Raw genomic sequence first — 12,683 nt, forward strand, 5'->3', positions numbered from 1 at the left:
CTTATTATAGCATTTTTAGCCTAAAAACTATAATATTCAAGACGTTTTATTATTAGCAACAATACCATTATCTATTAAAAATACTTCTAAAGTTTCGTTAAAAATTTATCCGTATTAAATGTACGTGTGATAAACATAAATAAACAGAAATTAACCACAATGAGTACGACAACTAGGATAAAAATAATTTGTAATCCGAATACCATCAACCCTGTTGATTGCGAAATCACAAAACTAATTATTGGCAAGATAATAATCATGCTGTAAGATTGTGCGGATTTACTCGTCTTTGTACGATGTGAAATAGCAATCACCAATGAAATTGTTAAAAAAGTAATCAATGGAATTAATAAAAATGCTAATACAATCCAATTTAAATTAGGAAATATGAGCTGGCCCATAAATTTAAAGCTGTAAATATTTACGATTGTTCCATATATAAGTAGCGCTATCCAAGTAATCAAAATAGAAGGAATAGCAGCTGCCAAAATCTTACCCATCATCAACTCTTTAATGGATATAGGTGTGTATAATAAACCCTCAATCGTTTTCTTTTCTTTTTCACCAATAAAGCTTGAAGAAGCAAAAATAGTAGAAAATAACACAGGAATCATTAGAAATAATGGCGCAAAGAAATACATGAAAATAGCATAAATCACTACATTATCTTTATCCAAATCAGATGGAAACATGTGCGTGTCCAAGTTTTCAATAAACGCATTCAATCCCGTAATTAATTGTGTTGCTGAATTGTTTAAACCTAACATGAATATCGATAATGGAAGAATCACCGCAAATAAGATGGGAACAATTAATAATGGTATGTATGTGCCTTTATCACTTTTAACTTCTATTAATTCTTTTCGCATAAGATTTTTAATATTATTTTTGTCCATTCACATTCACCATACCAATCTTGTTAAAATATAATTCTTTAATTGAATGCTTATGCTCATTGACCGTATAAATTTGAATACCAGATTTAATTAACGTTTCAATAATTAAAGAAATTTGTTGATAGTCATCGATAGATAACCATACTTTATTATCATCTTTCAAATGACAATCTCGAATGTTATCCAGTGATTTCAAACATTCATAAGCCTGATTCGCATCATTAGTTTTGATTTCAAATTCATAATGTGGCCAAGCTTCTTTCAATAAACCATCTGCATCCCCTGATACAATAAACTTACCTTTATTCATAATAAGTATGTCATCAGCAATATTCTCTAGACCATCTAAATGATGTGTGCACATAAATATCGTTACACCTTGTTCATCGACGAGTTTCTTCAAGAACTGTATCAACGACTCAGCAGCTTCTGGGTCTAATCCAGAAGTAGGCTCATCAAGAATTAATAATTCAGGTTCATGTAATACAGCACGAACTAAAGCGACCTTCTGTTTCATCCCTTTACTTAAAGAAGCAACTTTAGAATCTAACCGATCGTATAGACCAAATTCATTTAACAACGTTTCAATTCTACTATGAACCATTTTCTTTGGAATTTTATAAAAATTCGCCCACAAAACTAAATTCTCTTTAATAGATAAATTCTCATATAAATTGCCGTCATTTTGCACACCAATCTTAGCACGCACTTTATTGAAACGAGGATCATTCACGTTATAACCAAACATTTCAATAGACCCACTATCTGACTTCAATAAACCTGTTAATAACCTTATCGTCGAAGTCTTACCAACACCATTAGGTCCAAGAATGACATGAATATGTCCCTTCTTCAAAGTGAAACTAATATCATCAATAATCACCCGACCATCTATACGTTTGTTTACATTTTTAACCGACGCAATCAAACAATCACACCTTTCTAAATTATTTTTATCATTAACTATTATTTATCAATTTAATTATATCATATAAAATAAATATCTTTTATCATTAGTAGTTAATCAAAAATATATTATATTGATATGTTGATTGACACTATCATCTCATTCACATTGGTTAGATTAGCGTAAGAAAGGCGACAAATAACCAACACTAAATAAACCCCCTTACTATCACGAGTAGTAAGGGGGTTTGGTGATGCTTGTGGAAATTATGTTATGAACTTATTATACAAAATGTCCTAATAAATGTAAATATCTATAAAAATACATGCTTTCTGCTGCTACAAAATTTTAATAGTGCAAATAAATATAATAAAAAGACCGATTTACAATATTTTCCAAAGTCGGTATAATTTATAATTAAATTGTCGTCTAACAAACTTCTATAGACGTAACTTGCTATGGAAGGAGGTGATGCCTGTGGAGGTTATGTTTTCAGAAATAATCTCGCCTATCATTGTAGGTGTGACACTTGCGTTGCTTTCACATTGGTTAGATCAACGTAAGAAAGACGACAAATAACCAACACCAAATAAACCCCCTTACTATCCACCTAGTAAGGGGGTTTGGTGATGCTTGTGGAAATTATATTATGAATCAATTATACAAAATATCCTAATAAATGTAAATAGAAATGTAGGGATTTTTAATAAATGGTCGTGTTTAGATCAATTGATTGATATGGAATGTATTTGTCATCTCTATATTCATATATAACAACTTGTTCAACCAAAAAAGGTTCGAAAGCTATTTTTTCTAGTAATTCATTTTTAATTTTTAATAAAGTTTGATAATTCATACCGCTACTTATGTCATTAAAATAATCGACTTTACCAATAGTTATATGAGGCACGAATAATTCGCCTTCAAAATACTGTTCTCTATATTGTTTAGGAACTTCTAATACATTAATGAGCTGGTTATGAAGTGTTTTTAATTCTTGAGATTCAAGAGAAACGTATAACACCTCTTCTCCAAAAAACTCCAATCCTTTTGGTTTTACTAAAAATTGTTCTGTGGTTTTAATTACTTTTTCCACTTTCGGAAACCACGTGTGATTATTAGTTAAACAACTTTGTGCTTTCAAAGTTATATGAGGCTCCACACCTATTTTCTCCATATATTTTTGTTGGACATCAATAATAATTTTATAAATTCGCTCCGGAGGTACTATACCTAAAAAATACACTTTCCATCACCCTTTTCTTTTCCTGTTATTTAGACATGATCATGTCTAAATAGGTACATTGTATGCTTTCCATTTATTAAACTATATCAAATGCTTATTTAACTGTACATTTGTAATTAGAATATTCAGTCATTTGTAACTTTGTTCTTCCCACAAATTATATTCCTTAATTGAATAAGAATAGCTACTAAAAGAACAGCAGCTGCGCTATATATTAACACTTTAACATTTAACCCTTGTGCTAGGATCAAACCTCCTAATGCTGCACCTAGTGCACTCCCTAAATAATTCACAGAACTGTTCAATGCTACCGAAGTGCTTCCTTGTTTGGAATGATGTTTTAATAATATATGTTGCTGAGGTGCTTGTGTTGCCCATCCCATTGCTCCCCAGAGTATGAATGGTATGACTGATAGTATTTGTATTTTTATCAATATCGGTATCAGTAGTACACTTATTGTTAGTGCTATTAAAATAAACAATATTAAATATCTAGTATCTTTAATTTTATCAATAATAAATCCAACGCCAAAACTCCCTATTAATCCACCTATCCCCCAAGCTGTTAAATAAAGACTCACCGCATTTATAGATAAATACTCACTTATCACTTGTGACAAATACGTATATAAGCCTAAACTTGCTATCGCTGTACAAATCGTAACTGATACAACACTTAAAACACTTGGATTTATAAAAAGTGAAAACCTTTCTTTCAAATTTGGAGTTGCTGGTAATTTGAAATTTGGTAAATAAATTAATGTGGTAAAAATCGCAAGAATACCTATTAATACAATAACGCCCATTGCCCAACGCCAATTAATCAACTGTGCTAATTGTAGTCCTGCAGGTACACCAATAACTGTACCAACACTCATACCACCAACAATAAATGCTAATGCCTTTCCTTTATCTTTTTGTTCAACTAAATACCCACCTGAACTTACTGCCATTGGTGAAAATAATCCTGCGCCTAATCCAGCTATACATCGTGAAATGATATATAGAGTGAAATTCATAGAAATCATAGTGATGATATTTGCAAAACTAAATGTTAGTAAGGCTAAGAGCAACGTTTTCTTTACAGAATACTTAGCCAATATTGTTGAAAATATAGGTGCCGATAATGCATAAAACAACGTAAATACCGTCACACCCTGACCTATTTCTGCACTATTTTTATGAAATGCCCTACCCATATCCGGTAATAAACCAGCTACGATGTAAGTATCCATTCCCAATGCAAACATACCTAACGTTAAAACCCATATCTTTTTCATACATTATCAATCCATTCTTAATTATTTAAAGTCTCATATTCTTGAATTCATCTTTTTGCTTATTTAAGATGTAGTAAGCATAATATGACAATAAACTTTGCGGAATAACGAATATATTTATAGAGGTATTAAACAAAAGTTAATAGGAGAAATGTTATGAACATTGAATATATAGAAGATTTTATAGCTGTAGCTGAAACAAAAAGTATTAATAAAGCTTCATTACTTAGAAATATTAGTACACCAGCCTTAAGTAAACGTATCAAACAAGTAGAAAACTATTTTAATTGCGATCTATTCTATAGAACTTCAAAAGGCATATATTTAACAAATAGTGGTGAAATCGTGCTAGAAAAACTTATTAATATCCAACAATCATTACAAGAATTAAAAAAGACTACCGCTTCAATTCAAATCTCTAAAATAAGCCTAGGTACATTACCAAGCTTCTCGTTATATAAATTACCAAACATAAAAGAACAAACTGCATTCAATCAATTAGATATTAAGATTGAAAACAATACGCAAATATTATTAAATCACTTGAATAATGGTGAACTCGATATTATCATCGGAGATATTTCTTCAACAAACAATCGACAACTAAACTATAAAACACTATATTGTGAAGATTATCTCATCGTTTTTCCAACAAACCATCCATTAAATTCTAAAGTAAATATAGATATTTCAGATTTACTAGAATATCGAATATTTCTATTAGAACCACCATGTGACACTTTAGCATTTGTTAGAAATGAATTTTCAACGTTACATTTAAATATTGAATTAAAACAAAATTTAGAATCAATATTGGCAAGCGTAAAAACAAATCAAGGCATTACGATTATTCCACAGTCTCTAGCAACAAGACTAGAAAGTATGAATCTCAATTCTAAAAAATTATCACAACATCATAGAAAAATTGGATTAATTGCATATAATCAAAATACAATTTCTAATCTACAAACCCTTCTTTCAGAGAGTCTTCAATCATAATTCATGAATCATACACCAAAACAGCCTTTCACAAATTAATGTGAAAGGCTGTTTTTTTATGTTCTATGAAAAAAGTTCATCACCCATTGTTTACTTACATTACTTAATGTTACTCTATGATTTACTCAATCATACTCAGAAGGATACTAAATATGTCATTAATTTTATTATTTTCAAGTTTGTTATCTCTATTATTATTAATTTATGGATTCTTAAAAAGTAATGCCTTCTCTAAATATATAGGGTTCCTAATTTTATTTATCATCTTATTTGTAATTATTTATTTTATATTTCTAACTCCACCGGAAAATATGAGTAAGTAGCCCCTCACTCTTTCTCTCTACTTCTATTATACTATGAATTCCAAACATATTATAGACTACCTTTTCTATGTTGCGTAGACTATACTAATACATACAAATCTAATATATAAGAGATATGTCACTATCAAAGATAATACAACGACGAATAAAACATAATCTTACATCTTTAAAAATTTGCGTGAACAAGGCTTTTAGAGAAATATATTTCAGAAATGTGATTGTATTAATGAGGAGGTAAGATCTTATGACTATGAAATTTAACCCGAACAATGTTGTTGTAAAACAGTGTATAACTGGAACGATCTTTGAAGATGCAGGCAATACGGAAGATGCTTACGCAGCGTTTCAACAAGCATGGGATATTGCAAACGATGACTTTGAAAAATTTATTGCGGCTTACCATTTCGGACGACAACAGAAGGATGTTAACGATAAATTAAAGTGGATGGAAACTGCTTTACAGTGTGCATTAAATATTAATGATGATGATGTTAAAAGCGCCTACCCAACATTATATTCAGCTATTGCTGAATGCTATTCGGCACTTTCTGATTCTGAAAATGCTAAAAAGAATCAAGCTTTAGCACATTCTTATGAAGGTCAACCTTCTGATAAAGGACCTTTTTATCATGGAACAAAAGCAAATTTGGAAGTCGGTGATTTACTTACTGCCGGTGGAAATTCAAATTACAAATCTGATCTTAAAATGAACCACATTTATTTCACTGCTAATCCTGATGGTGCCGGTCTTGCAGCATTTTTAGCTAAAGGTGAAGATCCTGAACGTGTTTTCATCATTGAACCTACTGGTGAATTTGAACATGACCCTAACGTTACTGATAAAAAATTCCCAGGTAACTTAACACGCTCTTATCGCTCCGAAACACCTTTAAAAATCATTGGAGAAGCAACAGAGTGGAACAAACTAACGACGGATGAACGAAATGAATGGCACGATAAATTAGCTAAAAATAAAGGCGATATTATTAATTAAGTAGATTTAATACCAATATTAAAAACAAAAAGACTTCAGCCTATGAAGTCTTTTTGTTTTATGAATGTGCTTTTATATAGCTTTCTTTAATTTCTTCAGGTAATCTTTCTGGAATTCCTTCAGTAAATTCCTCATTCCCTTGTTTAACCGCTTCTTGATAATACCAACATTTAAAATGAATCATGTTTAATGTATTTTCTAACGCTTTAATTTCTTCTTCGACATTCTTTTTTTGTGTTTCAAATAATTCTAATCGTTTATCGTATGTTGTTGGTCCTTCTTCACACCATTCCATAAAAAGTTTGATATCTTTAATTGGTGTTCCTGATTTTTTTAAACATTCGATCACTCTGATTGCCTCTATTGCATCTTCATCAAATTGACGAACACCTGAATCTGCTCTTTTTAAATTTGGTAATAGTCCTTCTTTATCATAATATCTTATCGTTGAATTTGGTAATTGAAACTTTTCTGATACTTGTCCTATAGAATACATTGAAATTCCTCACTTTTAATAAATTATTCAAAACGCTTGACCTAAAGTTAGGTTTAAGTATTATCATGCTAAATATAACATGTAACAAACTATAAATATACTAAGTTAGGTGGAATGATTTATGACAGTAGAAAATAAAGTAGTCATTATAACAGGTGCCTCTTCAGGTATTGGTGCAGCAACAGCTGAACTTTTAGCTCAAAAAGGTGCTAAGTTAGTATTATCCGCACGTAGAGAAGACAAACTCAAACAACTTGTTGAAGAAATTCAATCTAAAAATGGAGATGCGACATACGTAGTCACTGATGTCACTAATCCAGAAGATAATAAACAACTTGTTGAACATGCAATTTCAACTTATGGAAAAGTAGATGTCATCTTCTTAAATGCCGGTATTATGCCAAACTCTCCATTATCCAAGTTAAAATCTGACGAATGGAATCAAATGGTAGACGTAAATATTAAAGGTGTTCTAAATGGCATTGAAGCTGTATTACCTAAATTCACTTCACAAAAATCAGGACATATCATAACAACGTCATCAGTTGCAGGATTAAAAGCATATCCAGGTGGCGCCGTATATGGTGCAACTAAATGGGCAGTACGAGATTTGATGGAAGTATTACGAATGGAATCTGCACAAGAAGGTACAAATATTCGTACAGCTACAATATATCCAGCAGCTATTGAAACAGAACTGATTGATAGAATCACAGATAGTGAGTCTGCAAAAGGAATGGCAGCATTATACGATCAATATCAAATTTCTCCAGCAAGTATTGCAAATATTGTTGCCTTTGCAATTGATCAACCAGAAGAAGTAAACATTAATGAATTTACAGTTGGACCTACTTCTCAACCTTGGTAATAGAATAAGTAGTTAATATCATAAAAACAAGCATATCGACGACTGAATACTCAGCCTGTCGATATGCTTGTTTTTATAATCAAATTAATGTGTGAGCTCATAACTATCTATAATTAGATATTCTATTTCTTCTAAAGAATCACATTCATTTAGATTGATACTCACCCAATTATTTTTATTCATATGATATGCAGGGTAAATGCCCTTTTTCATTCTTACAGATCCTATAAATTCTTGAATCACTTTAACATTTAATACTTCTACTTCTTTGTCTCCATCAATATTAAGTTTACTTTCATTAATATTCATCAGAAGACCGAACCATTTTTGATTATGTTTATGCCGAAACACAGCGTAATTCGTATGTTTCTTCCAAGGATAATCCGGATCAATATTAAATTCACGTTTAATGTAGTTCTCTACTTCTGTTCTTTCTATCATATTGATTCACCTTCAATGATTTAATAATATACTTTGAAGTTAAACACGACTATTCTTCGGCTGTTCCCCATGACGTTTACCGAACTCTTCCATCATATCTATAATAGGTAGCAGGTCTTCGCCTTTTTCCGTTAATCCATAAACTACTTTAGGTGGTACTTCTGGATATACTGTACGGCTAATAATACCATCACTTTCCAGTTCTCTTAACTGTTTTGTTAGAGAGCCTTGAGATATATTTTCAAGGAATTTTTTTATATGACTATATCGACGATCATTTTCTTTTAAATACCAGATGATTAGATTTTTATAACGTCCAGATAATATGTTTTGTGTATATGCGATACCATAGACGTCTCTATTTTCTTCAATGGCCTCTTCATTAAAACCATAATTACAAATTTTAACCACAAAATCCTCTCCAATTCACATAAGTACGATTTTTAATACTATGTCATTTTTTATTGCCTACTTCATTTATATTAACATTTAATTTAATATACGCTTCATGATAAACATTGGAAAGGAATATGAAAATGAAAAATAGAGTGACCGAAATTTTTAATATAAAAGTACCGTTCATACAAGGTCCGATGAACGCTTTAACGAATCCAGAATTTATTGCTGCTGTCAGCGAAGCAGGTGGTTTAGGTATTATGGGTCCGAATGCTGGAAATGCCAAAGTTTCACGTTCTCCAATTGAAACGACTGAACGAATGAGAGTAGAAATCAAGAAAATTAAACAACTTACTGATAAACCATTTGCATCAACAATCATGGTGAGTGACGATATTTCTTATGTGACCTACATTGTTGATATGCTTATTGAAGAACAAGTACCAGTTGTATTGATTAATGGTTTATTAGATAAAGCACTTTTCGACAAACTAAAAAGTCATCAAATAAAAATCATATTCAGACCGCTGACACCAACGATTCAAAATGCACAAGCTGCTGAACAAATGGGTGCTGACGTGTTTGTAGCAACTGGATTTGATGAAGGTGGCACAGTGCCAGAACGCGTTATCGGTACATTCTCCATCGTCCCTATGATAGCCGATGCAATCAATATTCCAGTAATCGCTGCAGGTGGTATTGGTGATGTGAGAGGCGTGCGCGCTGCTATTCAACTAGGAGCTGAAGGTGTTTATGTAGGTAGTTTACTCATACCTACCATTGAAAATCCAGCTGCAGAAAATGTTAAACAATATATCGTTGATTCAAATGCAGAAGATTTAATTCTATTTAGAACCCTACCTGCTTATTATCGATCATTACCCGGGAAACTTGCGAAGGAACTCGAAGCAATGGATCAAGAAGGTGCAAGTAGAGAAGAGATCGCCCAACATATGGGCGCAGGTAGAAATATGAGATTAGGTATGGTTAAAGGCGATACAGAAAACGGATATGTCTCTGTAGGTACAGGTATTAGCCCTATCAAAGAGATACGAAGCGTTCAAGCAGTTATTGATGATTTAATGCAAGATTTTGTTGAATATAACTCCAAAAATCCCTAAAATAATAATGATTAATGTATGGAGGTAGTGAATATGACTGTTAAATCTTACTCATATGTACGTAAACACTTCAAAGAAATCATTAATAAAGTTAATGTTGATTGTGAACCTATCATTATTACAACTAAAAAGCATAATGCCGTAATTATGTCCGAAGATAGCTATAATGAAATAATGGAAACACTATATCTACAACAAAACCCAGCCAATGCAAAACATTTATCTGAATCAATTGAAAACCTAGAACATGGAAATGTAAAACTAACAAACTAATTAACCAAGAACATAGATTAGTATATACAGTAAACAACCATACTATTTTAGTTGCATCGTGTAGATATCATTATAAATAAAAAGATATACTTCAAAAATAGCTATTAAAACATAATTAAAGCACCCCTAAAGTTGAATTTTTGGTTCAACTTTAAGGGTGCTTTTGATTTAAAATTTACATTCTAATTTTTACCTTCTTAATATTGTTTTCTTAAGAAAGTTTATTATAGTCTTCGTCTGTTACTGGTTCTAACCATTCATTCCATGCGCCTTCAGCTGGAACTTCAACTGCTATATGTGTAAACCAGCTATTCTTCGTTGCGCCATGCCAATGTTTAACTTCTGGTGGAATATTCACAACATCACCTTTTGTTAATTTTTGTGCTGGTTTATCCCACTCTTGATAATACCCTTCTCCTCCAGTAACAAGAAGAATTTGTCCGCCTTCATGGTGAATATGCCAATTATTACGACAAGCTGGTTCAAAAGTGACATTACCAATACCTACACGCTCAGTACTCAACATATTCAAATAGCTTTGACCTACAAAGTACTCCGCAAACTTGTCGTTTTTGTCTCCTATTTCAAAAATTGCATCGTATTGATTTTCCATTTTAATCGCTCCATTTCTAATTATTTATGATTTGCTAAACACCTTATCCAAATTGTTCCATCTCAAGATAGATATTTTGCTTATCACAGAAGCCTAACAAAATATATTTTCAGTATACGACTTGAAGTTAACTTCAAGTCAATTAATAAGAATATCGAATTGATTATTTCAAGACTGCCCTTTCTCGAATAATTTCTTTAATGTTAAGATGAAATAAAGAAAGGACGTGTTGAAATGAATGCTCAAAAAGAAAAGCGATTCATAATAGCAGCCTGCTTGAATGTCATACTGCTACTTAGTCTACTTATCGTATATCGAACTGACAATCTATTGCTTATAATAATTTTTGATCTATTATCTTTTATAAATGCTGTTTATCTTGTTTCGGAAGTATTTAAAATGAAGAAACAGAGTAGTAACAATTAGACGAAAATAATAATAATGATTGCAGTCTGTTTACGCTCTAACGGGATTGTTTCCCAAAACTATCTCGTTAGCGCAAAAACTTCACCGTTTTTCCACACATTTATTCAACAAAAAACAAGGCTAGGACGATATGTCCCAGCCTTATTCTTGTTTCTACTTATTTTTATTTAATTTCTTATTCAACTTCTCATCGATTTCTTTCTGACGACGTTTGCGTTCTTCGTTTCTCAAACGCAATCTTTCTTCTTCTTCTGGATCTCGTTTCTTCTGAAGTTGTTTTTGAATTTTTTCCATAAGTTCTTCTTCTGTTAACGCGGCACATGGGCGGTTATTAACAAATGCGAATGTTTTTCTTCGTCCTGGTCCACAATACGATTGGCATGCGACTTCTACTTCCGCTTCTGGATCTATCTTCTTCAATTTCTTCAGTAGTGATGGTAGATTAACAGCCTGACAATCATCACAGACTTGGAATTTATTTCGCATTAGCTTTCCCACCTTTCTGTTTTTCTATTTTGCAATAAATTATTATACCACTTGATGATTCTTTTGAGAATGTTATATTACTGTTTCTCCATATTTCGAAGCATTTTATTATTTCTTTCGATCATTCTTTCAAAATACTTATCATATAGCGTCCATTCTTCTTCTGTGACTGGATCCATGCTTAATTGAGCACCTAATGTCTTCAAGCTTTGTAATAGTTTGAACAATATATCATTTGTCGTAAATGATGTATCTAATAATTCATTTATTGATGCCATACATGCTGGCATGATTGTTGGATAGATAAATTTAGTTTTTTCATCTTTAAGTGCTTCTTGATAAAAGCCTCTCATCATTTCTGCTCGTTCTGCACCAGATCCTTCAACACATAAATAGATTTGAACTGCAATGCCACCGCGAACTCTACGCTGTGATATGCCTGCAAACTTTTTATTATTAATGCTTAAATCGTAACTTCCTGGACAGTACGAAGCTGCAATTTCTTTATTTTCGATTTGATCTGTTTCATCTTTAAACATTTCACGAATGAGACGTAACATCACTTCATACCCGGTATCAATTGACACATCGTGCTTTCCTTTAAAGATTAAAGAAATGTTCAATACACCTTTATCAAGTACAACACCTAATCCACCTGAATTTCTAACGATTGCACTATAGCCTTTAACGTCATTTAAGTAAGCAATCCCGTCTTTCAAATATGGTAATCTAGAGTCATGTATACCTAATATCACGACGTGGTTGTGTATCCATGTTCTTACTACACTTGGACTTCTATCGTTTCCTACTTGATCACAAAATGTATCATCGAAACTAAAGGACTGCATTGGCTGCAGTCCTGAAGTGTGGTCAATGTATCGCCATTCTTGTGTAAAATAATCTTGCATACTTGCCATG

17 protein-coding genes are annotated in these 12,683 nt (G+C 31.9%); 7 read left to right on the plus strand and 10 right to left on the minus strand.

Translation table 11 applies throughout. The annotated features are described in order from the left end of the window. Positions 1-86 precede the first annotated feature (86 nt). On the minus strand, positions 87-896 hold the full coding sequence (locus P3U32_RS11555; RefSeq protein ID WP_323703328.1) for an ABC transporter permease subunit: 810 nt from the start codon (positions 894-896) through the stop codon (positions 87-89). Continuing rightward, complete coding sequence (locus tag P3U32_RS11560) at positions 883-1,824, minus strand: ABC transporter ATP-binding protein (RefSeq protein WP_323703329.1); 942 nt, start codon at positions 1,822-1,824, stop codon at positions 883-885. Before P3U32_RS11560 ends, P3U32_RS11555 begins: the two co-directional genes overlap by 14 nt. Before the next feature lie 465 nt (positions 1,825-2,289). On the opposite strand from P3U32_RS11560, the gene P3U32_RS11565 reads away from it, so the two are divergent. Continuing rightward, the gene (locus P3U32_RS11565) at positions 2,290-2,382 is read left to right on the plus strand and encodes a type I toxin-antitoxin system Fst family toxin (protein WP_323704886.1); all 93 of its coding nucleotides are present in this window, start codon (positions 2,290-2,292) and stop codon (positions 2,380-2,382) included. A 124-nt stretch (positions 2,383-2,506) separates the two neighbouring features. Here P3U32_RS11565 and P3U32_RS11570 read toward each other — a convergent pair whose 3' ends face one another. Together P3U32_RS11570 and P3U32_RS11575 are read right to left on the minus strand one after the other, a co-directional pair. Continuing rightward, positions 2,507-3,049 (minus strand): 2'-5' RNA ligase family protein, encoded by a 543-nt coding sequence (locus tag P3U32_RS11570; protein WP_323703330.1) that lies wholly within the window; start codon positions 3,047-3,049, stop codon positions 2,507-2,509. A gap of 125 nt (positions 3,050-3,174) precedes the next feature. Continuing rightward, the gene (locus tag P3U32_RS11575) at positions 3,175-4,329 is read right to left on the minus strand and encodes an MFS transporter (RefSeq protein WP_323703331.1); all 1,155 of its coding nucleotides are present in this window, start codon (positions 4,327-4,329) and stop codon (positions 3,175-3,177) included. A 156-nt stretch (positions 4,330-4,485) separates the two neighbouring features. Here P3U32_RS11575 and P3U32_RS11580 point away from each other — a divergent pair, with 156 nt between their 5' ends. Further along, complete coding sequence (locus P3U32_RS11580; RefSeq protein WP_323703332.1) at positions 4,486-5,328, plus strand: LysR family transcriptional regulator; 843 nt, start codon at positions 4,486-4,488, stop codon at positions 5,326-5,328. Positions 5,329-5,895: 567 nt separating this feature from the next. Then, positions 5,896-6,645 (plus strand): NAD(+)--rifampin ADP-ribosyltransferase, encoded by a 750-nt coding sequence (arr, locus tag P3U32_RS11585; RefSeq protein ID WP_323703333.1) that lies wholly within the window; start codon positions 5,896-5,898, stop codon positions 6,643-6,645. Between the two features lie 58 nt (positions 6,646-6,703). Here arr and P3U32_RS11590 read toward each other — a convergent pair whose 3' ends face one another. Beyond that, positions 6,704-7,141 (minus strand): MerR family transcriptional regulator, encoded by a 438-nt coding sequence (locus P3U32_RS11590; protein WP_323703334.1) that lies wholly within the window; start codon positions 7,139-7,141, stop codon positions 6,704-6,706. A gap of 121 nt (positions 7,142-7,262) precedes the next feature. Between P3U32_RS11590 and P3U32_RS11595 the strand changes: the two genes are divergently transcribed. Next, entirely contained in the window at positions 7,263-8,009 is a 747-nt protein-coding gene (locus P3U32_RS11595; protein ID WP_323703335.1) for an SDR family oxidoreductase, read from the plus strand. Between the two features lie 84 nt (positions 8,010-8,093). Here the strand turns inward: P3U32_RS11595 and P3U32_RS11600 are convergent, their stop codons facing one another. Beyond that, positions 8,094-8,450, minus strand: a complete 357-nt coding sequence (locus tag P3U32_RS11600; protein WP_323703336.1) for an MmcQ/YjbR family DNA-binding protein — start codon at positions 8,448-8,450, stop codon at positions 8,094-8,096. A gap of 39 nt (positions 8,451-8,489) precedes the next feature. After that, positions 8,490-8,861: a winged helix-turn-helix transcriptional regulator gene (locus tag P3U32_RS11605; RefSeq protein WP_323703337.1), complete on the minus strand. Its 372-nt coding sequence runs from the start codon at positions 8,859-8,861 to the stop codon at positions 8,490-8,492. Positions 8,862-8,980: 119 nt separating this feature from the next. Here P3U32_RS11605 and P3U32_RS11610 point away from each other — a divergent pair, with 119 nt between their 5' ends. The 3 genes from P3U32_RS11610 to P3U32_RS11620 are packed head-to-tail and all read left to right on the plus strand — an operon-like array spanning position 8,981 to position 10,320. Next, positions 8,981-9,967, plus strand: a complete 987-nt coding sequence (locus tag P3U32_RS11610; RefSeq protein ID WP_323703338.1) for an NAD(P)H-dependent flavin oxidoreductase — start codon at positions 8,981-8,983, stop codon at positions 9,965-9,967. A gap of 33 nt (positions 9,968-10,000) precedes the next feature. Further along, on the plus strand, positions 10,001-10,240 hold the full coding sequence (locus P3U32_RS11615; RefSeq protein WP_323703339.1) for a type II toxin-antitoxin system Phd/YefM family antitoxin: 240 nt from the start codon (positions 10,001-10,003) through the stop codon (positions 10,238-10,240). Further along, positions 10,240-10,320 carry a type II toxin-antitoxin system YoeB family toxin gene (locus tag P3U32_RS11620; protein ID WP_323704887.1) on the plus strand — a complete coding sequence of 27 codons (81 nt, stop codon included), beginning with the start codon at positions 10,240-10,242 and terminating at the stop codon, positions 10,318-10,320. Before P3U32_RS11615 ends, P3U32_RS11620 begins: the two co-directional genes overlap by 1 nt. A 131-nt stretch (positions 10,321-10,451) precedes the next feature. On the opposite strand, the gene P3U32_RS11625 is transcribed toward P3U32_RS11620, so the two are convergent. The 3 genes from P3U32_RS11625 to P3U32_RS11635 form a co-directional block, all read right to left on the minus strand. Then, the gene (locus P3U32_RS11625; RefSeq protein ID WP_323703340.1) at positions 10,452-10,853 is read right to left on the minus strand and encodes a cupin domain-containing protein; all 402 of its coding nucleotides are present in this window, start codon (positions 10,851-10,853) and stop codon (positions 10,452-10,454) included. Between the two features lie 579 nt (positions 10,854-11,432). Continuing rightward, positions 11,433-11,765 carry a YuzB family protein gene (locus tag P3U32_RS11630; RefSeq protein ID WP_323703341.1) on the minus strand — a complete coding sequence of 111 codons (333 nt, stop codon included), beginning with the start codon at positions 11,763-11,765 and terminating at the stop codon, positions 11,433-11,435. 77 nt (positions 11,766-11,842) lie between these two features. Next, the gene (locus P3U32_RS11635) at positions 11,843-12,682 is read right to left on the minus strand and encodes a lipoate--protein ligase family protein (protein WP_323703342.1); all 840 of its coding nucleotides are present in this window, start codon (positions 12,680-12,682) and stop codon (positions 11,843-11,845) included. Position 12,683 lies beyond the last annotated feature (1 nt).

This window comes from Mammaliicoccus sp. Dog046, from assembly GCF_034039665.1.
GTDB lineage: Bacteria > Bacillota > Bacilli > Staphylococcales > Staphylococcaceae > Mammaliicoccus.